Here is a 21,561-nt window from a genome sequence, read left to right on the forward strand (position 1 = left end):
TAAGGAGTATAAAAGTTGCAAAATGGGTGACATAAGAAGAAAAAAATATAAAATTAATTATTTTATAGCCATAAAAGTATTAGGTTATTATCCTTGCGCAGGCGCTTCAAAGCACGTGAGAGATGCGTTTTCAAGGTATTTACGGATATATTCAGTTCTTCGGCGGCTTCCTTGTATTTTTTATTTTCGAGGATGACGGCTTGCACGGCGGAGAGTTCTTGTTTAGGCAGCTTTTCCAGTTCTTCCATAATTTTCTTTTCCCTTTCTCTCAGTTCTTCCTCATCGGTGATGGATTCGGTAATATCTATTTCCGTATCGAAAAGTTCTTCCATTGAGACGAGGTTGTTCTTCCTTAACGATAAGTAAGAGTTGTTTCGTATGGAATAAAAGAGGTAGCTACGCAACTTGACAGCAATATTCAGGTACGTTTTTTTCTCCCAAAAGGAGATGAAAAAGTCTTGTACGATATCTTCCGCCATGACAAAAGAGTCTGTCAACTGCACGGCATAAAGGCAAAGAGGCATGTAATAGGTATCAAACATCAATTTGAACGCACTTTGGGGATTGGTGCGATACAGTTTCAATATGAGCTTGTCTTTTTCGTCGTAATATTTTTGTTTCTCTTGAAATCTGTTCATTACCTACTGCTTTTAGTTTTGCAAAGAAACGAAAAAAAAACTTTCAAGGAACATTTTGATAATTATTAATAGTAGATATTGGTAACTCAGCGAGCAGATAATTTCATACTCATCAATATACCTTAATAATGATGCGTGTTAATGATTTCAGTCATTATTTTCTTTTGCTTTCCATTTTAGTTTTTATTTAATTGTTTGTTCATTCTCTTCACATTGAGATAACTCTCAATTTATCAGTCATTTTATGTGATTCGTTGATTGAAAACACCTCTTTCACATCCTTCACAGCCGTCACCGTGAAGGATGCTCCGCATCTCTCGACACCCCATAATAACCGGGAGCAGGCACATACATCGGCTGGTTACGCAAGCCGATATTCACCAGCTTTCCTTCTCCACGCAGACGGACCAAATGCGCTTTTGCCGTCGTACGGGCCAAGCCGCATATCTCTTGAAAATCACGACGGGTCATCATCTTATGTCCGGCAAAATATTCTTTCAACAGCATATCAATCTCCACTTCCGAAACTTTCTCCGAATGGCGGACGTACTTGGACTGACTGGCACGGACGCCAACAAAATGTCCTTTCAGATTAGTGTCAGGACGGAAACGGACTGTTTTAAAAGTTACCTTATTGGTCTTGTGCGGAGTACTGCGGGTCACTTTCCCCGTAGCCGCCAAAGTGGGGAAAAAATAACCGATTCCCTCGATATGCACTTCTTTCCCCTCACTCAACGACTCGCCGAGAATCTTCGACAGGTTGTCGAGCACATTCTTCACATCGCCCACAGTCAACGAACTGTAATCATGAATCCTGTAACAAAGTGTTTCCGTATCCACCTTACCATTCATAAAGATACGCGGATGCAACGCTGCCTCTTCTTCTTCCGAAGATGCATTAGGATTTTCATACCAATCAAATACAATAGACATTACTTCTTATCGATTAAAATATTAAACTTCATCATAGGCCGACTGTAATCGGCTGTTCGGACAACTGGAGCCGACTGATTAGCCAACTCTAGTCGACAAATCAGCCGACTCCAGTCGGCTTTTATTAAAAAGACACTAAAGATACGACAAAGTAACGACATATCAGCATAAGAAAGCTTGTTTTTCATTTCAGTAGAAAATAAATATTTTCTTTGTTAAATGCTTGCAAACCCCATGTTCCATGTTATACCTTAGCAGCATCAACCGGTCGAAAAAACAACATTTATTCATTTAAAAAGAAGAAAAATATGAAGACATTAGAATATAACTCAAAACGTTTGGCGAAAAGAATACGGGTATTGATGAAAGAAGTATCAAACGGCACCGTTTCGGCGAACGTCTCAAAGAACAAACCGCCAATTCAAGATATACATGAGCAGGAAATACATAATAGGCAAGAAGTACATAAACAGCCCGTCCTTCTGACGCAACAAGTGATTGACTTTTTGAAAGTGCGGTATGACTTCCGCTACAACTTGCTTACCGAAGAAACCGAATTCCGTCCATCCGGTCAACGGGATATCTCTTTCTGTCGTATAGACAAGCGGGAACTGAACACTTTCTGTCTGGAAGCTCACAAAGAGGGTATCAACTGTTGGGATAAAGACCTTCAAAGATATATCTACTCCACCCAAGTGGAAAGTTACCATCCTTTCCGGCTCTACATGAACGAACTGCCCGCATGGGACGGAACAGAGCGGTTGAAGCCTTTAGCGAAGCGAGTATCCGACGCTCCGTTATGGATAAAAAGTTTCCACACTTGGATGCTCGGACTTGCCGCCCAATGGTTGGGAACGAATCAAGTACAGGCCAACAGCGTAGCCCCGATACTTATCAGCGAAGAGCAAGGGCGGCATAAATCCACTTTCTGCCGCATGCTGATGCCGCCGCAACTGGCCCGTTATTACTCAGATAATCTGAAGCTAACTGCGCAAGGCAATCCCGAACGTCTTTTGGCCGAAATGGGGTTGCTCAACATGGACGAATTTGATAAATACGGAGCGCAAAAGATGCCGTTATTGAAAAACTTGATGCAAATGTCGAACCTCAATATTTGCAAAGCCTACCAGAAGAATTTTCGGCCGCTTCCTCGCATTGCCTCTTTCATCGGAACCAGTAATCGTACGGATCTGCTTTACGACCCTACAGGCAGCCGTAGATTCATGTGCGTTGAAGTAGAGCATGATATTGACTGTATCGGAATAGAGCATGCACAAATTTATGCTCAACTGAAAGCGGAACTGCTCGCCGGCGCCCGCCACTGGTTTAGTAAAGAAGAGGAACGTGCTTTGCAATGCCACAACATGGCGTACTATCACGTCAACCCTATAGAAGACATTGTGCGCAATACATACACACCTGCTACGTATGGCGAACCGGATTGCTTGTCGCTCTCTTCGGCCATCATTCATCAGGAACTGGCAAAGAAGTTTCCGGCTGCACTGCGTAACTGTACCCCCATCCAATTGGCACAGATACTAACCGCAGCAGGTATCGGCAGGCAGCATACAAGGTTGGGGAATGTGTATTTGGTGAAGAAGGTGAAGAGTTGTGAAGGCTAGAAATTTCGGCATCTATTCACAGGAAGTATCTGATAATGAGCAGTTATGTGCTCTGTGAAGAATGTGAAGAAAGGAAATGTGTGAAGTTGTGGTAGTCAGTTTTGTATGCTTTCATAACAGTGTTTTTTATTATTCTGTAAATTAGTTTTTTTAGTCACTACTAATTCTTTCCCTATTTCCAATTGATTATTAGAAAAATCATCTATCTTTGTCACGCACTTTCAGCCCATCGGCGTGATGAAATTGGAGGAAAGTGTTTTTTATTTCCTTTATGGAGTAAATAACGTATTGTCTCTCTTATCAGAAAATAGCAAACTTTTATGTACTGAGAGGTGATACAACAGATACTCCACGTGGACGGCTGTATATCAACATATCCGTAAGAGATGTGTTATATATAAACTATTGGCGTGGATGTCTGTTGTTCTCATTATCTGGTACAAGGGTATTGCTAGCCTCTGATAAGGATAATGGTGCAACAGCATCTGCGCCTTTCTTGTGTCCGGACGGTTTCTTTCGCGTCCTTGCATATACCCTAATTAGTCCCCACCCACCGGATTATAGAAAGCGTAGATGCCCGTTGTACTAATATAATGAAAAAGAGATTTTTCCCTCTTTAATTGTATCACACATAAAAAACGAACACTATGTCAGAATGGATTAGTATAAAAGAGGCGGCTAAAAGACATAATCTTGATGAAGAACATATCCAACTTTGGGTGGACATGAAAGCAGTCACTGCCTACGTCAAAGATTGCAATACTGTCGTAAACGATGAAAGTCTCCGGGCTTTTCTAAAGTTTAAAGAGCAGGGTGTTAGCTTGGCATATGTTGAAATATTAGAGCGGCTTTGCATCGGCAAGTCCGAAACGTGTGTAACGTATGCCATCCTTTTGGGTGCACGTGATAAGGAACTGCTGTTATATAAAGAAGCAAAATCCGAGCGCGACACATTCCGAAGAATGTGGCTGGAACAGAACGACCGGATACGGGATTTGGAAATAGAGCTTGTATTAGAGCAGACTAGTTGTTGTCAATGCAGGTTTAAGAAGCTGTGTCTGAGGTTACAAAAACTGAAATTTTATAGCTATTCTCGAATGAAATTCTCGGCTATATTCAAAAAGAAATGGCTGAAATCAGGGCGATAAACCGGTGGTAGGTGATAGAGATGCAGTGATAGGTTGCCAACAACCTGTCACGATGCCTGAAAGTACTATGGATAAACGGTTTCAGGAAGCCCGGTAATCGGTGAAAGAGAAACGTGCGAAAAACGATATGAATGAGGGAGAGCTTTTTTATTTTCTATTTTGTAGGTTGGTTCCGCTCGCTTTTTTGAAAAAAACAATATATTTGCATTCGTAAATATCGCAAAAGTAAGTAGTTACGGTGATTTTTATGAATTCTGTTTTCTTTTTTCGCAGGTAATGTGACAGTATGGACGATAAAATTGACACTATAGTAGCAGGAGTCAACCGAAAGGATGAGAGGATGTGGGGCGATTTCTACGATCGTTTTTATGCTGCTCTATGTGTTTATGTCTCCAAGATATTGCCGGTTCCCGATGCGGTGGAAGATTTGGTACAGGAAGTCTTTATTTCTGTATGGGAGGGCAAGCGAACCTTTTCCGATATTAAAGAGCTTGCCAATTATCTTTATCGTGCCTGCTATAATAACACCTTATTATATATACGCAATAATCAAATCCATGATACCATTTTGAGTTCTTTAGCCGAAGAAGAAGGTGTAGAGGACGAAGATATGATTTATGCATTGACGGTAAAAGAGGAAATTATCCGCCAACTGTATTGTCATATTGAAGAGCTTCCTGCCGAACAACGCCGGATTATCCTAATGAGAATCGAGGGACATACGTGGGAAGAGATAGCGGAACGCCTGGAGATAAGCATTAATACCGTTAAAACTCAAAAGACCCGCAGCTATAAATTTCTCCGCGAAAGGTTGGGAGATTCCATGAATTCCATAATTCTTTGCTTATTTCTCTAAAATAAATAAAAAGTCAATTTGATACTTCTTTATCTTTTTATTGAATGATTAAGATTTGTTTTCTTTGTTAAAACGGACGTTTTCTCTCTCGAATTATGTCATAATGCTATATTTCTTTTCCTAAAATCCTATTATTCATATTCTTATCTCAAAAAAATATATTCTTTTTGTCACCCCTTTCTATGAGTTATGTATATCTATAATAAAGATGAATTAAACAAATGTTTAATTAAAAAGTTAGCAATAAGATGAATAAGTTCGAAAATGTATATCAAGATGCCGCTTTGATGAGAAAGGTTCTTTTGGGAGAAGCTAATGAAGTGGAGCAACAGGACCTTGAAAAACGGCTGGCGGAATGTCCGGACTTACAAAAAGTATATGGGCAACTTCAGAACGGGGAGACATTGAGAGTCGCCTTTGGAGAATATCAGAATTATTCGTCGAAGAAAGCCTATCAATCTTTTCTTCAGAAAATCGGGCGGATGGAGCCGGAGACGCAGAAGCGTCGTTCTCTCCGGGTTTGGTGGTACGCTGCTGCGGCTGTCGTTACTTTAGTCGTCGCCCTTTCTTTCTACATGTCGAATTATATCTCACCGGAAGAAGTGGGAAAAGCCCTGATTCAGCCGGGAACCCAACAGGCACAACTGACTTTGCCCGATGGCAGCGTGATTGATGTGCATAAAAAAGAAGTAAGCGTAATAGTGGACGGTGTTCAAGTAAAATATAAGAAAGGGGTGCTGTCTTATCAACCTGCCGTTGCAACACAACACGAGGAAAAAAACGTCGAAGAGCAACCAGCTAAATCAAATGAACTGGTTATACCGCGTGGGGGTGAAAACACCGTAATCCTCGCAGATGGAACTACGGTTCATTTGAATGCCGGTTCCAAATTGACTTATCCGGTACGTTTTGCCGGTAAACGCAGAATTGTACGTTTGGAAGGTGAAGCCTATTTTGATGTTGTGGCGGATGAAGAGCATCCGTTTGTTGTGCAGACGCATCTTGGGGACGTAACCGTACTGGGTACTGCATTCAATGTAAATGCTTATGCCGATGCGGTTGTTTGCTACACGACTTTGGTACGTGGTAAAGTGAAATTCTCCGCACCGAATGCGGAAACGATTACTCTTTCACCGGGAGAGCAGGCTGTCGTATTTGCCAATAGTTCGACAAAACGTGTGGTGAACTTGGAAGAATATGTTGGTTGGGTAGATGGCATGTACATTTTTAATGACCGTCCCTTGGGAGATATAATGAAAACATTCGAACGCTGGTACGACATACAGGTTTATTATGAAACCCCGAACTTGCGCGACATTACTTATAGTGGCAGCTTGAAACGCTACGGAACGATAAATTCCTTCCTGGATGCACTGGAATTGACAGGGGATCTGACTTACAAAATCAGTGGGCGGAGTATATTGATATATGACAAAGCGGATGAACAGGAATGAAAGGATAGAATATTAGAATAATTAGAATATTAGGTACACAAAAGTTTAATCATTAATTTATGAGAGAAAAACGATGGCTGCTATGTTTTCTAGTGGCAATGTGCTGCACGTTTAGTGCATGGGCTTTACCGTCACAAGACAAGACGGTAACTTTGAAACTGCACAATGTCTCTATCGAGACTGTTCTGGATGCAGTGAAGAAACAAACAGGCGTGAATATGTTGTATAATTCACAAATGTTCAAAGGCGTTCCCCCTGTGTCGATTAATGCGAAGAATGAGAAATGGGAGATTGCGCTTAAATTGATTCTTAATCCGCAGGGATTTGATTATGCAGTGAAAGACGGTATTGTGGTGATTCGCAAAATGCAGGCGGAAAAACGGGAAAACCGTATCCGTGGTATGGTGACAGATTCGAATAAAGAACCGATACCGGGAGCTAGTATTATCGTTAAAGGTACTCGTTCTGGTACTTCTACAAACATTGAAGGTGAGTTTACGCTGGACGTGAAAAGTGATAAAGTGACTTTGGAAGTCTCTTTTATCGGTATGAAGAAGCAAACTATTCAGGTGGATGCTACCCGCAAGAAGATGCTTGAAATTACTATGGTAGATGATGTGAAGACACTGGATGATGTTGTCATCAACGGATATAGTAATGTTCGTAAGTCTAGTTTTACAGGTAGTTCAACACAGATTTCAGGTAATGATTTGCGTAAAGTATCACAGACAAATGTAATCGGAGCTTTGCAGACATTTGACCCCTCTTTCCGCTTGGTTAGCAATACACAGTTTGGCTCTGACCCTAATGCACTACCTGAGATGTATATTCGTGGTCGTTCTGGTTTTGGCGTGAAGGAATTGGATAAAGACCAGCTTTCTAAATCGAATCTTGAAAATAATCCGAATCTTCCTACTTTTATTATGGATGGTTTTGAAGTAAGTATCGAAAAAATATACGACTTAGATCCTACCCGTATCGAGAGCATGACTATCTTGAAAGATGCTGCTGCTACTGCCATTTACGGCTCCCGTGCTGCAAATGGTGTGGTTGTGATTACCACTGTTGCTCCGAAGCCGGGTGAAGTTCGTGTTTCTTATAATTTTACCGGTACATTGGAAATGCCCGACTTGCGTGACTATAATTTGGCGAACGCTTCGGAAAAGTTGGAAATTGAACGACTTGCCGGATTGTATGATAAAGGAAATAATGGTAATAGTGACACGGCTACCGGTATGAATAAGTATTATGAAAGATATAGCTTGATTCAGAAGGGGATAGATACAGACTGGTTGTCTCTGCCACTGCGTAATGCTTTCAATCATAAACACAGTGTTTATATTGAAGGTGGTACTCCGAACTTGCGTTATGGTGTTGATGCGTCATACAATGGAACTGAGGGTGTCATGAAAGGTTCGGGACGTGACCGTTATAGTATAGGTTTCTCTTTGGATTATCGTGTGAAGAAATTGCAGGTAAAGAATACGGTTACTTTTGGGCATACTAAGTCAAAGGAATCTCCTTATGGATCTTTTAGTGACTATACAACCTTGATGCCTTATGATACCCCTTATTTAAATGGAGATTTAGTAAAGAGGTTACCATATTCCAGTATGGTGTCCACTGTAAATAATCCTCTTTATGAGGCTACACTGAATAATTATGAATGGAGTGCTTATGATGAAGTGGTAGATAATTTGAGCGCTAATTGGTATTTGAACGATTATTTGACTCTTAAGGGACAGTTTAGTATAACCAGGCAATATACAAGCAGTGAGCGTTTCTATGATCCTTTGTCCTCTAAAGTATCAGTATTAGGTACAAAAGATTCCAATTTGCAGGGTGATTTGTATACAGGAAATGGTGGCAGTCTTTCTTGGAATGCCAATGCTTTTTTATACTATACCCGTAGTTTCGGAAAGCATAATTTTAACTTTTCCGGTGGTTGGGAAGCTTCCGCTTCTACTACAGATAACACTTCTGCTCACTACCGTGGTTTCCCTTCCGGTCAGTTTAGTTCATTGAATTATGCTGCTGAAGTGTATGGAAAACCGACACGTACGGAAAATACTACACGTCTTGTCAGTACGCTTGCTACCTTGAACTATACTTGGAATGATATCTATCTTGCTGATGCATCCGTACGTTTCGACGGCTCTTCGGAATTTGGGGCTAATCAGAAGTGGGCTCCTTTCTTTTCTGGTGGTGTCGGTTTGAATATTCACAATTATAACTTCTTGAAAGGAAACAAGAATATCAATAAACTGAAGGCTCGTCTTTCTTACGGACGTACCGGTAAGGTGAATTTTCCTGCTTATGCGGCAACTACGATGTATGAGTCTTTGTTTGATGAATGGTATATTACCGGTTATGGAGCTGTATTAAAGGCTTTAGGTAATAAGGAACTTTCATGGGAAAAGACGGATAAATTTAACTTTGGTATTGAAACCCAGTTCTTTAACCAACGTCTGACGCTTGATTTTGATTATTATTATGAAAAGACCATCGATTTGATTAACGATGTAACTTTATCGCAGACTTCCGGCTTTTCTACCTATAAGAATAACATGGGTGAGGTGGAAAACAAAGGTTTTGAAATGCAGTTACGTGCCGATATTTATAGAGATCGTAACTGGGCAATTGCTTTATGGGGGAATATGGCACACAATAAGAATAAAATCCTGAAAATTTCCGAATCTCAGAAGGCGTATAATGAACGTGTGGCTAACTTCTATAAAAAGGAATTGGAATATCAGGAACTTTACCATACTTCTCAGAAAGATGCTAACTATGCAATACCTATTCCTCAATATCAGGAAGGTCAGTCGCTGACCTCTATTTGGGCTGTTCGTTCTTTGGGTATTGATCCTACTACGGGAAAAGAGCTGTTTTTGAATAGAGATGGTTCTGTGACTGATAAATGGGATGCTGCTCAAGAGGTGGTAGTTGGTAATACGGAACCTAAGTTGAATGGTTCAATAGGTTTAAACGCTACCTATAAGAATTGGAGTCTATTTGCTGCTTTTCAGTATGAATTTGGTGGACAAGAGTATAACCAAACGTTGGTAGACCGTGTTGAGAATGCAGATATTGCCAATCGCAATGTCGATTTGCGTGTGCTGACTCAACGTTGGCAGAAGCCGGGGGATGTGGCAGAATTTAAAAACATTGCAGACAGCAAACTTACCACTTTGCCTTCGTCACGCTTTGTGCAAGATAATAAATATATCCGTCTAAGTGCCGTAACATTGAGTTACGATTTTGACCGTGAGTGGATTAAAAAGCATCTGCACATGAATATGTTACGTCTGGAAATGAGTTCCAGCGATTTCATTAATTGGCATTCTATTCGTCAGGAACGTGGTTTGAGTTATCCTAAATCCTGGAAGATAGATTTCTCGTTAAAAGCACAATTCTGATAATTAAGGAGAATAAAGAATATGAAAAGAATATATAGAACGATTGTTTTGTTAGGGGCGATGGTCACTCTAGGAACATCATGCAGTGATTGGTTGAACGTATATCCGTCCGATCAGATAAAAGAAGAGTTTTTGTTTGAAACAGGAGACGGATATCGTGCGGCATTAAATGGCATTTACCGTAAGATGGCTTCTTGGAGTATTTACGGTAGTAATTTGAAATGGGGACTTATAGATGCTTGGGGGCAGGTGTATGATATGGAACTGGCACCGATTGATGAGGGTGGACAGGCTATGAAACAAATAGAAAATCTGAAATTTACAGACCAACAGTTAACACCCACCACGGACAAAATGTGGAGTGACGCATGGAATGTGGTAGCCAACTGTAATGAATTGGCACAGCAGGCGGAACTGGCAGACAGTGCACTTTTTTACAGCGGGGAACTGGAGCGTAAGATGATTTTGGGAGAGGCAATAGGCTTGCGTGCATATATACAGTTCGACTTGTTGCGTGTATATACTCCTTCTCCTGCAATGAATCCGGGCAATCAGACTTTTATTCCTTATATAAATACCTATCCGGCTTATGTTAGTAATCGCGAGACGGTTTCTTATTGCTTGGAACAGATCATTAAAGATTTGAAAAGAGCGCAGGAGTTGTTGTGGGAAGTGGATAAAAGCGCCAATTGGAGGGATCGTTTCGAGGAAGGTAAAAATGATGAAACGTTATTTTGGGCATCTCGTGGGTTTCGTTTGAACTATTATGCCGTTACTGCCGAACTGGCTCGTGTATATTTGTATGCGGGTATGCCGGATGAGGCTTACAAGCAGGCTGAAATTATTATTCAACAAAACAGTCTTTTTGCTGCACTAACGGATGAAAAAGTTGCGTTGGAGGCACTAAGAGAAGGTAATGTGAAAATGTATGATGATATTATATTTGCTCTTTATTCTCCTAAAGATTTGATAGAATGGGATCGTTTGATAAATCACAAAAATGACAAGTCTGAGGGTAGTGATAAAAAGAGTTATTTTCTAGGTATAACTTCTGCTATTGCCAACGAACGTTATGGTAGTGATTTGAATACGGATTGGCGAATCCGTTACCAAATGGAGAAAAAAAATTATAACGATTATTGTTCAATGAAATATTATCAGCAGCCTGATAGTTATAAATATTCAGAAATAAATAATGTGATTGTTCCTATGTTCCGTATGTCGGAAGTTTATTATATTGCAGCTGAGGCTATCTATCAGACAGATTTGGATAAAGCAAAAGAGTATCTGAGAACTGTGAAAAAGAGTAGGGGAATTGATGCCGATTTGGAAAAAGTGACTGCATCTCAATTTATGACCATGCTTGTGAATGACGCTCAGAGAGAATTTTTTGGAGAAGGACAGACTTTCTTTATGTTCAAGCGATTGATGCGAACTATGAAAGGGAGAAAAGAGGTGCTGGCTACAAGAGAGAATATGGTATTGCCGTTACCCGAATCTGAAAGTGCAATTTAATTTTTAAAAGAGTTAGAAACCTATGAAAATGAAAAATATATTGTTGACGGGAATGATGGCATGCATAGGCATATCGCTGTTTTTCTCTTGTCAGGAGGAAGGACTTGTTCTCAATGGGAATGATGTTTCTTATATTAATTTTAATAAAGACTTGACGAAAGATACGACTCGAATCAGTTTTGAATTTTATCCTTTGGGAGAAGGTATGGATGTGAAAATTGCCGAAGTACCAATTGAAGTGGCTATCTTCGGTAAGATTCAAGATAAAGATTTGGAGTTTACCATTGCTATAGATGAGAAGATGTCTACTTTTCCTGCATCTCAATGTATTCTCCCTGAGAAGTGCGTCTTTAAAAGTGGACAATTATTAGATACTATTTATGTAAAACTGAAAAACTTTCCTGACTTAAAAACTACTACTAAATTTGTTGCTTTGAGAATAAATGCAGGAGACGAAGTTGGCGAAGGTATAGCCAACTATTCCAGAGCAATAATCGCAGTGACAGACCGTCTTGTAAAACCTGACTGGTGGGATTATAAAGACATCGAATATTATGGTGAGTATTATAGCTCAGTCGACTGGTATTATTTAGGTGACTATTCAGACACAAAATTCCGTATGTTTTTAGAAGTACTGCAAGAAAATGATGATGAACTGTTTGATGGCAAAGATAGAGTGAAGCTACGTAAATACTCTTTGTCGTTAAAGTATAAAGTAGCGGAAGAAAATGCGCGAAGAGGTCCTGACAATCCTTTGAGAGATGAGAAAGGCGTAATTATAGAAGTGCCTGTTGCCGGATAATTAAAAACTAAAGATAGTTATGAAGAAGATATTGACATATATATTCATTGGAGCAACCATGGCAAGTTTGTCCGGTTGCTTGGATAATGATAACAACTATAATTATAGTGAGGTTAATGAATTGGAGAAAAAGATAGGGATTACCGGAATGAAAGCAGAATATTTGCTTGCTTTTCAAGAAGAGGTAACTATAACTCCTTCCTTTGAGCTTACAATTGATAAAGAGAATCCCGATGTCTCTTATGAATGGAGGCTGGATGGTATATTATTGCCGGATGAAACGAATCCTTCTTGCACATTTAGCTTTGAACGTGGTGGTATGCACGAAGTTACTTATACGGTGATAGATAATAAAACCGGAATAAAATTCTCCAAAAGTTGTACGTTGAGAGTGCGTTCACCGTTTGCACGTGGTTGGTTGGTATTGAGTGAGGATGGTGCACGGAATTCCAGACTCTCTTTTGTTGGTGCTAGTTCTATTAATTATAAATTGACTGTGACTGATGGCACTACAGTGGCTGAAATTGATCGTGACTCACTTGTATATAATCAAGTTGTAGAGGATGTAATATCTGGATTAGGCTCTCATCCCAAGGGGCTACTTTTGAATGCCGGTTATCTGGGTGCTTATGGCGAGGTTCTTGAAATACCGGACGAAGTGATTGTGATGCAAGATCGTTGGGCAGAGTTAAATGGTATTACATTGGAACGTGAGGTTTACACTGATGAAGAGTTTAGAGGAGATTTGCCACAAAATTTTGATCCGGTGTCAGCTGCCATGACTTACTCTGCTAAGGCCTTATTAAATTCCGATGGATACATTTATTGGGCGAATATGGTTACTCACAAAGACTTTCATTCTTGTGGTTATACTTCTTTTCCGGTGGGTAAGAATAAAAAATTCAAAGGACTTTATCAGAGTTATAAAGTTAATAAATATCATGGAGCTATGCCTGTTCTCACGGAGGATAATGAGATTGCAGGTCTCATCGATGATGCAATTCCTGAATATGGGAATCCTGACGTACTGGAGATATCTGATTATAGTAGCCTAGTATATAGTGTACAAACAGGAGAAGACAAGGAGACACCTGTAGATGAAAGATATAAATTGGAAGATGGTTGGAAAATACTGGCTATGATGCCGGCGTCTTCAAATGATGCGGGCTATCAAGAAACCAGACCAGGCTGGGTAGCAATCATAAATAATGGTCCTCAGTATAAGTTATTATATTTTCAATGGAAATTGGCAAACCCTCGTTATTCTAGTAAGATTTCTACTATATCCTTTGAAGAATATGAACTCGATGGCTTGACCGGATTCACGGATATGGCAGTATTTAACAATAAAAAGTATGTGGTGATAGCTAATGGCAATGATTTGTATTATTTCCAGTATGGAGCAGGAAGTGAAGCCGTGTTGAAGAAGTTCCATACATTCAATTCTTCTGTGAAGTCATTGGCTGCGAATGATATTTATGTTTTTTATAATCGTTCATATCCTGTGGGCTGGCAACCGGAACATAACGGACAGTTGGGAGTAGCTTTGGAAGATAATACTTTTAGTATTTATGAAGTTTGGGAGACGGAAGATAGTAAAGCGGTGGCTACGGATGTCAAGATCGATCAACTTTTTCCGGATCCGGCAAATCCTGTAACTAATAACTTTGGTAAAATTGTGGATATTCATTATAAATATGGTTCTGTAGGAGAATTTCTTGAATTTAAATATTAGGAAAAGAATTACCAAAATACAACATGGGATATAAAATTGGAATACTTTTGGCCTTGTTTGTCGGAGGTTTGGTTACTGTAGCCAAACCTCAGCAATTGGCTAATTATGAACTTGTGGAGAAATTCAATGCTTTTACTGCGGGAGGAAAACTCTCTGAAAACAGTTTTGGGCTTCATCCCCGCGAGATTAACGATACAGATAATTTTTGGTTTGATTATCGGACGTCAGCTGGAAGATTTTATTATTATGTGACTCCAGATAAAGGAAAACAAGAATTGCTGTTCGACAACGATGAGATGGCAATGGCACTATCGGAATTGACGAGAGAGAGAGTCGATCCAAAGGGGCTAAGATTTTATGATTTCAAATTCTCTAAAGACCAGAAATCGTTTACCTTTGAACATGGAAACAAGGCCTATGAGTATAACCGCATCACCCGCAAATTGAAAGAAGTTGAGAAGGAGAATAAGAAAACAATGGATGAGTATGATTACCTCTATATGAATTACTCTCCCGATAAAAAGTATATCCTGTTTGCCAAGAATCATAATTTGTATGTGAAAGGAAACAAGGAATTGGGAGTGGACACTACCGAGGTGCAACTCACTTTTGACGGAATGCCTCTGTATACTTATGCGGATGAGAGAGATGGCTTTTATCCCGATAGGGAAATGTCTACCAATGCACGTTGGTGTAAAGACAGCCGCCATGTATATTTTGTGATGGAGGACGAACGGAAATTACAAGACTTTTGGGTAATTAATTCTCTCTCTGATAAGCCGGAACTTGTGAAATATAAATATGAATATCCTGGTGACAAGCACGTGACACAGAACGAACTGGTCATCATTGACGTAGTGGAGAAGACAGCCCGTAAAGCGAATGTTGGCAAGTGGCCCGACCAATACATAATGGTGTTTTCCACTTCTTCCAAAGGGGATTTGATTTTTTTTGAACGTACGAAGCGTACATGGGATGAAGTGGATGTATGCTCCGTGAATACTTCTACATTAGAAGTCAAAGAATTGATTCACGAAGTAGACAAGCCTTACCGTGATGTGCATGCTCGCAACGTGGAAGTGCTGAACGACGGAAAAGATATCCTGTTCCGTTCTGAGCGTACGGGTTGGGGACATTATTATCATTATGACGGAAATGGGAATTTGAAAAATACCATTACTTCCGGAGCTTGGGTGAGCGGGCATATTGTTGCTATCGACACATTAAAGCGTGAGATTTATTTCTATGGATATGGGGGTGATCCGAAGATGGATCCTTGTTATTATCAATTGTATAAATCTCATATAGACCGTGAAGGAGTCACTCGGATAACTAAGGAAGATGCTCAGCATCAAGTACACTTTTTAAAATCTCGACGCTATTTTATTGACTCGTTTTCGAGGGTGGATATGGAGCCACGGACACTACTGAAAGATAATACTGGCAAAGTGATTCTGGAGTTTCCCAAACCTGATTTGGCACAGGTATATGCTGAAGGTTGGAGAAAGCCCGAACGTTTTGTAGTGAAGGCTGCTGATAATGTTACAGACTTGTATGGGGTGATGTGGAAACCGTCAAACTTTGATCCGGAGAAGAAATATCCGATTGTCTCAATTGTTTATCCTGGTCCTTACTATGGTTTTGTGCCTACCAATTTCACTTTGGACAATAGTTATTGTACCCGTATGGCGCAACTTGGTTTTATTGTCATTACTGTAGGTCACAGAGGAGACACTCCTATGCGTGGAAAAGTATATCACCGTTATGGTTATAATCATATGCGAGACTATCCGCTTGCGGATGATAAATATGCTATTGAGCAACTAGCGCAATGTCATTCGTTTATTGATATTGATAGAGTAGGTATCTACGGGCACTCTGGCGGTGGACTTATGGCTGCGGCAGCTATTTGCACATATCCTGACTTTTACAAAGCAGCTGTTTCTTGTTCTGGAAATCATGATAACAATATCTATAATCGTGGATGGGGAGAATGCTACAACGGCGTGAAAGAAGTGGAAAAAGTAGTAAAAGATAGTTTGGGCAATGAGACAAAAGAGTATGAATACAAGTTCAGTGTGAAGTCGAATGCAGAGATTGCCAAGAATCTGAAAGGACACTTGATGCTTGTCACCGGAGATATGGATAAGAATGTGAATCCTGCACATACATATCGTATGGCTCAGGCTTTGATTGAAGCCGGAAAGGATTTTGATATGCTGGTGATTCCGGGTGCCGGTCATGGATATGGTTCTGCTGATAAGTATTTTGAAAAGAAAATGTACCGTTTCTTCGCTAAACATTTGCTGGGTGATACTCGTGCGGATTATTGGGGAGATATTAATCGCAACAAATAAGACAATAGATAAGATTTTATGAAAAACTCTCTCTTTAAATACATATGTCCGGTAGTTGTGTTATTTGTATGCAGCCTTGCCGGTGCACAGCAGAAAGCGAATTATAAGTTAGCGGAGAAATTCCGTTTGTTGGAACAAAATCCTATAATAAAGTATTCTACAGAAGTCAAGCCGACGTTTATCAATGATACGGACTGTTTCTATTATTCGTTTACTACACGTGAAGGAAAGAAGTATTATTATGTAAATCCGAAGAAAAAGGAAAAACGTCTGCTGTTTGATACGGATGAATTATTGAGCAAAATTGCGACATATACCAAGAAAGCTTATTCTTCGGCAGATCCATATCTGTCTTTCACTTTCATGAAGGATAATGAAACGATTCGTATTGATTTTGACCGTGGACTTTATACGTACAACATTCATACCAAGGTGTTGAAGCAACTTGATGAAAAATCATCCTACAGAAATAGTGATCCGTATTGGATGAAGTATTCTCCAGATAGTCTCTATTTTCTCTATGCAAGCAAGGATAACTTGTACTTCGTTGGAAATCAAAAGAAAGGGCAAGATACCATCCCTGTACAACTGACAATGGATGGTGAGCCGAACTATACATTTAACCGTGAAGACGAGGGTATGCTGAAAGGACGCTTCGGAGCTGAATCCGCTCATTGGATTCCGGGTAGCCATCGTTTTTATGCTGTTCGTGAGGATAACAGGAAAGTGCGTGATCTATGGTTAATCAATTCGTTGTCTACTCCATATCCGACACTGAAAACTTATAAAGCTGAACTGGCGGGAGATAAACATGTCACCCAATATGAATTATTAATTGGAGATATTGATACCCGTGAAGTGAAGAAAGTTGATATTAATCGCTGGCCTGATCAGTATATCGACGTATTATATATCTCGAAAGACGGGAAGCGTTTGTATTTCCAACGCTATAACCGTCCGTGGAACCAGTCGGATATCTGCGAAGTAGACACAGAAACCGGAAAAGTACGCGTAGTGATTCATGAAGAAAACAAACCGTATCTTGATTATCAGATGCGTAATGTCTCTTTCCTAAATGACGGAAAGGAAATCCTGTTCCGTTCCGAACGTAACGGTTGGGGACACTATTACCTGTATGACACGGCAACGGGAAATCTGAAGAACCAACTGACTGATGGAACATGGGTAGCCGGTCCGGTCACCAAGATTGATACTATCGGACGTAAGATGTATTTCTATGGTTATGGTCGTGAGAAAGGTATTGATCCTTATTACTACATTCTTTATGAAGCTCAACTGGATCGTCCGAATGCAGTCCGTTTGTTGACGCCGGAGAATGCGTCGCATGATGTCAGTATCTCTCCGTCTTACCGATATATGGTAGATTCTTATTCTACCGTTTCGCAGGAACCGGTGAATGTGGTTCGTAACCGGAATGGAAAGGTAATCATGACGTTGGAAAAGCCCGATTTGCAGCCTATCTATGAGATGGGATGGAAAGCACCGGAACGCTTTAAGGTAAAAGCCGCCGATGGAGTGACCGACTTGTATGGCGTGATGTGGAAACCTGCCGATTTTGACTCGACAAAGGTGTATCCTATCATTTCGAATGTTTATCCGGGACCGTTCTTTGAGTATGTGCCGACACGTTTCACGATTAACGATGTTTATAACACCCGCCTGGCTCAACTGGGATTCATTGTAATAACCGTAGGACATAGAGGTGGTACTCCGATGCGCGGAAAGGCTTATCATACCTACGGATACAACAATATGCGTGATTATCCGTTGGCGGATGATAAATATGCTATCGAGCAACTGGCTGCCCGTTATCCGTTTATTGATGCCACTAAAGTAGGTATTTACGGACATTCCGGTGGGGGATTTATGTCGGCTGCCGCCATTTGCACTTATCCTGATTTCTATTCGGCTGCCGTTTCATCGGCTGGTAATCATGACAACCGCATTTACAATAAAGGATTTGTAGAGATTCATTTCGGTGTGGATGAGAAGGTGAAAACGACTAAAGACAGTTTGGGAGTAGAAAGCACGACGTATGATTATAGTGTCCGCGTACGTCCGAATCAGGAGTTGGCAAAGAATTATAAGCACGGCTTGCTGCTGTTTACCGGTGCGATGGATAAGACTGTGAATCCGGCTAACACATTGCGTTTGGTGGATGCATTGATTAAGGCAGACAAGGATTTCGAGATGTTTGTATTGCCGAAATGTACACATGGATTCTTCGGTGAGTCCGAGGACTTCTTCGAACATAAGATGTGGCGTCATTTTGCCCGCTTGCTGTTGCATGACAACTCGGCGGATTCTGATGTCGATTTGAATAAGGATATGATTAAAGATGACAGGAGAAGATAAGATGAACCGGATATTTGTACATATAGGGATTATAGCGGGCTTGTTGCTGGGTGGAAGCCTGTCTGTTGAAGCTCAAAAGAGGCCGTTGGATATAGAAGCGTGTACATCTTGGAAACGTATTGATGCGCCGGATATTTCACCGACAGGCAGGTGGGTGACTTACCGTATATCGTTGATGGAATATAATCCGGATAGCAAGGAAGAAAAACCTCTGCATTTATTCGATTCCCGTACACGGAAGGAAATATTGCTGAATGGTAATATAGAGCGTCTGGAGTTTTATAATAACGATGAGGGAGCTTTTTATCGGCAGGCGGACTCAGCGGGAGTAATGAAGACGTTCTTGTTGTCATTGCCTTCGGGAGTAAAGGCCGAATGGAAACATAAAGAGGCTTTTCGCCCTGTAGAAGGGACTCCTTACTCAATCTCTGTAACTAACGTGCCGAAAGATACGGTGAATCATGTCCCGGCTTTTAACAGGCTGGTGGTACGTCATTTAAAGACAGAAGTTGCTTTTCATATTGACAGTATCGGCTATCATACATTGTATGACGGAGGACGTTCTATTCTTTTCATTCGTAAAAAATCAGACGGGAACGAGCTATGTTATGGTCCTTTAGCCGGTCCATATAAGACTCTTTATCAGAGTTCTGTAAAGAGTGAACCCTCTTCTTATAGTTTTAATGAAAAAGAGATGACCGGGGAGTTTAGCGTAAACGATTCTTTGTGGTATGCTTTCTCATTAAAGAAGCCGGGTTGTAACTTGCTTTTTGACCGGAAAGAGATTGTTTTGCCTGATGGCATGGCTGTCGGACGCGTTGACTTGTCTAAAAGCCATAATTTTCTGATGCTTGAGCTTCGGGACTCACAGCAGGTTTCCCGTAGAAAGGAAGAACCGGAGAAGAAACCGGACAAGAGCTTTGAATTGGAGTTGTGGACATGGAACGAAATGGAAGTTCCGACTTTACAAAGGGGCGGACGTTATAGGCAGGATAAGTCGGTGACGTATATTTATGATATTTCTTCTAAGAAGCTGACTGAAATTGCTCCATCTACCGTAGATTTACTCTTACCATCGGGAGCAGAGAATTTGGACTATGTGCTTTACACGGACGAATCTCCTTATAAGATGCAGCGTGAGTGGTTGGATCGGTTGCCGTTCGATGTATATTCGGTGAATGTGCATACGGGTGCAAAACAGTTGATCGGACGCAGTTATCGTACAGCCCCGAAATGGTCGGTGAATAGCAAGTGGGCGGTAATGTATGATCCGATAGCCCAAGTCTGGAATAAGTTTGCTGGAGCTACCGGTAAGGTTGTGAATATATCCGATGCTATCGGATATCCGATGTTCGTGGAAAGTTATGATAAACCGGCTCCTGCTCCCGCTTATGGAATAGCAGGGTGGACGGCTGACGGGAATAATGTGTTTCTTTACGATGCATATGACTGGTGGAAGGTTGATTTGACAGGAGAACGTCAGCCGGAGTGTCTGACTAAAGGGTATGGCCGTAAACATGGCAAATCTATTCGTAAAATGACGAGCAATATAGATAAGGATGTTTTTCAGAAAGACGAAACAGTTATGGTTAGCCTTTGGGATAAAGATACGATGGATGAGGGTGTCTATCAGCTTGACATGAAAGGACGTCTGAAGAAGCTGATGGAAGGGAATTATGTATATGCCATACACCGTTTCTCTGACAATCATAAGTATTGTGTTTGGAATCGTCAGAATATATCGGAATTTCGGGATTTGTGGTGGAGCAAGGCTGACTTTTCAAATCCGGTCAGAGTAACGAATGCCAACCCTCAACAAGCGGATTATAAATGGGGTACAGTCAAACTGGTGAAGTGGACTAATTACCAGAATAAGGAAAATAAGGGATTGCTTTACTTGCCTGAAGATTATGACTCCCAAAAAGAATATCCGGTGCTGGTGCAGTTTTATGAAACCCATTCCGGTGAGTTGAATATTTATCATGCACCCTTACTGAGCAGTGCGTTAGGAGATCCTGTATATTTTGCCAGCAATGGTTATATTGTGTTTATGCCGGACGTGCATTTCACGGTTGGGACTCCCGGCCAGAGTTGTTATGATGCTGTGGTTAGCGGAACAAAGTATCTGATAGAGCAGGGGATAGCGCATCCCGGGAAAATTGGTTTGCAGGGGCATAGCTGGTCTGGTTATCAAACATCATATTTGGTGACAAAGACTGATATTTTCACCTGTGCTAATATTGCGGCTCCCATCACCGATATGGTTACCGGCTATTTGGGAATCCGTAACGGAAGTGGATTGCCACGGTATTTTATGTACGAAGAGACACAGAGCCGGATGGGAAAGACTTTATGGGAAGCGAAAGATAAGTATTTGGCTAGTTCTGCAATCCTGGAAGCTGACAAGATACATACGCCTTTGTTGATATTACATAATGATCAGGATGAGGCCGTAGCGTATGAACAGGGACGTGCCTTGTATTTAGCAATGCGTCGTTTGCAGCGCCCGGCATGGTTGTTGAATTACAAAGGTGAAGGACATTTTGTGATGGGTAGAGGTGCTCAGAAAGACTGGACTATCCGGATGATGCAGTTCTTCGATTATTACCTGAAAGGAACCAAAGAGCCGCGTTGGATGAAAGAGGGCATTCATCTGAGAGAACGTGGCATTGACCAGAAATATGATTTACTAGAAAAATAAATAAA

Annotated in this window: 13 protein-coding genes; 11 read left to right on the top strand and 2 right to left on the bottom strand. The window is 40.8% G+C overall.

The genetic code is table 11. The features are described 5' to 3' along the window. Positions 1-62: 62 nt before the first annotated feature. Both BacF7301_RS05570 and BacF7301_RS05575 read right to left on the bottom strand, forming a co-directional pair. Positions 63-638, bottom strand: coding sequence for a sigma-70 family RNA polymerase sigma factor (locus tag BacF7301_RS05570; RefSeq protein WP_167960988.1), 576 nt, complete (start codon positions 636-638; stop codon positions 63-65). Positions 639-929: 291 nt separating this feature from the next. Further along, positions 930-1,571 (bottom strand): HU family DNA-binding protein, encoded by a 642-nt coding sequence (locus BacF7301_RS05575; protein ID WP_167960990.1) that lies wholly within the window; start codon positions 1,569-1,571, stop codon positions 930-932. Between the two features lie 308 nt (positions 1,572-1,879). Between BacF7301_RS05575 and BacF7301_RS05580 the strand changes: the two genes are divergently transcribed. The 11 genes from BacF7301_RS05580 to BacF7301_RS05630 all read left to right on the top strand — a co-directional run bounded on the left by BacF7301_RS05580 (position 1,880) and on the right by BacF7301_RS05630 (position 21,556). After that, positions 1,880-3,193, top strand: coding sequence for a VapE domain-containing protein (locus tag BacF7301_RS05580; RefSeq protein ID WP_167960992.1), 1,314 nt, complete (start codon positions 1,880-1,882; stop codon positions 3,191-3,193). 647 nt (positions 3,194-3,840) lie between these two features. Continuing rightward, the gene (locus BacF7301_RS05585) at positions 3,841-4,341 is read left to right on the top strand and encodes a hypothetical protein (RefSeq protein WP_167960994.1); all 501 of its coding nucleotides are present in this window, start codon (positions 3,841-3,843) and stop codon (positions 4,339-4,341) included. A 286-nt stretch (positions 4,342-4,627) separates the two neighbouring features. Continuing rightward, the gene (locus BacF7301_RS05590; RefSeq protein WP_167960996.1) at positions 4,628-5,197 is read left to right on the top strand and encodes an RNA polymerase sigma-70 factor; all 570 of its coding nucleotides are present in this window, start codon (positions 4,628-4,630) and stop codon (positions 5,195-5,197) included. A gap of 248 nt (positions 5,198-5,445) precedes the next feature. Next, on the top strand, positions 5,446-6,651 hold the full coding sequence (locus tag BacF7301_RS05595; RefSeq protein ID WP_167960998.1) for a FecR family protein: 1,206 nt from the start codon (positions 5,446-5,448) through the stop codon (positions 6,649-6,651). 59 nt (positions 6,652-6,710) lie between these two features. Then, positions 6,711-10,070: a SusC/RagA family TonB-linked outer membrane protein gene (locus BacF7301_RS05600; protein ID WP_167961000.1), complete on the top strand. Its 3,360-nt coding sequence runs from the start codon at positions 6,711-6,713 to the stop codon at positions 10,068-10,070. Between the two features lie 21 nt (positions 10,071-10,091). Next, positions 10,092-11,585 (top strand): RagB/SusD family nutrient uptake outer membrane protein, encoded by a 1,494-nt coding sequence (locus BacF7301_RS05605; protein ID WP_167961002.1) that lies wholly within the window; start codon positions 10,092-10,094, stop codon positions 11,583-11,585. A 22-nt stretch (positions 11,586-11,607) separates the two neighbouring features. Further along, complete coding sequence (locus tag BacF7301_RS05610; RefSeq protein WP_167961004.1) at positions 11,608-12,387, top strand: DUF4843 domain-containing protein; 780 nt, start codon at positions 11,608-11,610, stop codon at positions 12,385-12,387. A 19-nt stretch (positions 12,388-12,406) separates the two neighbouring features. Beyond that, positions 12,407-14,122, top strand: a complete 1,716-nt coding sequence (locus tag BacF7301_RS05615; protein WP_167961006.1) for a PKD-like family lipoprotein — start codon at positions 12,407-12,409, stop codon at positions 14,120-14,122. Positions 14,123-14,145: 23 nt separating this feature from the next. Further along, a complete protein-coding gene (locus BacF7301_RS05620; RefSeq protein ID WP_167961008.1) occupies positions 14,146-16,479 on the top strand; it encodes a S9 family peptidase in 2,334 nt (777 codons plus the stop codon). 18 nt (positions 16,480-16,497) lie between these two features. Then, positions 16,498-18,855 (top strand): S9 family peptidase, encoded by a 2,358-nt coding sequence (locus BacF7301_RS05625; protein ID WP_167961010.1) that lies wholly within the window; start codon positions 16,498-16,500, stop codon positions 18,853-18,855. After that, positions 18,839-21,556 carry an alpha/beta hydrolase family protein gene (locus BacF7301_RS05630; RefSeq protein ID WP_167961012.1) on the top strand — a complete coding sequence of 906 codons (2,718 nt, stop codon included), beginning with the start codon at positions 18,839-18,841 and terminating at the stop codon, positions 21,554-21,556. The genes BacF7301_RS05625 and BacF7301_RS05630 overlap by 17 nt, the downstream gene beginning before the upstream one ends. Positions 21,557-21,561 lie beyond the last annotated feature (5 nt).

Origin of the sequence: Bacteroides faecium, from assembly GCF_012113595.1 — a bacterium.
GTDB classification, from domain to species: domain Bacteria; phylum Bacteroidota; class Bacteroidia; order Bacteroidales; family Bacteroidaceae; genus Bacteroides; species Bacteroides faecium.

Bases quoted from the DNA above. Each gene is read 5' to 3' on its own strand.
- BacF7301_RS05590 (WP_167960996.1), top strand. From the start codon at position 4,628: ATGGACGATAAAATTGACACTATAGTAGCAGGAGTCAACCGAAAGGAT.
- BacF7301_RS05585 (WP_167960994.1), top strand. From the start codon at position 3,841: ATGTCAGAATGGATTAGTATAAAAGAGGCGGCTAAAAGACATAATCTT.
- BacF7301_RS05570 (WP_167960988.1), bottom strand. From the start codon at position 638: ATGAACAGATTTCAAGAGAAACAAAAATATTACGACGAAAAAGACAAG.
- BacF7301_RS05605 (WP_167961002.1), top strand. From the start codon at position 10,092: ATGAAAAGAATATATAGAACGATTGTTTTGTTAGGGGCGATGGTCACT.
- BacF7301_RS05580 (WP_167960992.1), top strand. From the start codon at position 1,880: ATGAAGACATTAGAATATAACTCAAAACGTTTGGCGAAAAGAATACGG.
- BacF7301_RS05575 (WP_167960990.1), bottom strand. From the start codon at position 1,571: ATGTCTATTGTATTTGATTGGTATGAAAATCCTAATGCATCTTCGGAA.
- BacF7301_RS05630 (WP_167961012.1), top strand. From the start codon at position 18,839: ATGACAGGAGAAGATAAGATGAACCGGATATTTGTACATATAGGGATT.
- BacF7301_RS05620 (WP_167961008.1), top strand. From the start codon at position 14,146: ATGGGATATAAAATTGGAATACTTTTGGCCTTGTTTGTCGGAGGTTTG.
- BacF7301_RS05625 (WP_167961010.1), top strand. From the start codon at position 16,498: ATGAAAAACTCTCTCTTTAAATACATATGTCCGGTAGTTGTGTTATTT.
- BacF7301_RS05610 (WP_167961004.1), top strand. From the start codon at position 11,608: ATGAAAATGAAAAATATATTGTTGACGGGAATGATGGCATGCATAGGC.
- BacF7301_RS05615 (WP_167961006.1), top strand. From the start codon at position 12,407: ATGAAGAAGATATTGACATATATATTCATTGGAGCAACCATGGCAAGT.
- BacF7301_RS05595 (WP_167960998.1), top strand. From the start codon at position 5,446: ATGAATAAGTTCGAAAATGTATATCAAGATGCCGCTTTGATGAGAAAG.
- BacF7301_RS05600 (WP_167961000.1), top strand. From the start codon at position 6,711: ATGAGAGAAAAACGATGGCTGCTATGTTTTCTAGTGGCAATGTGCTGC.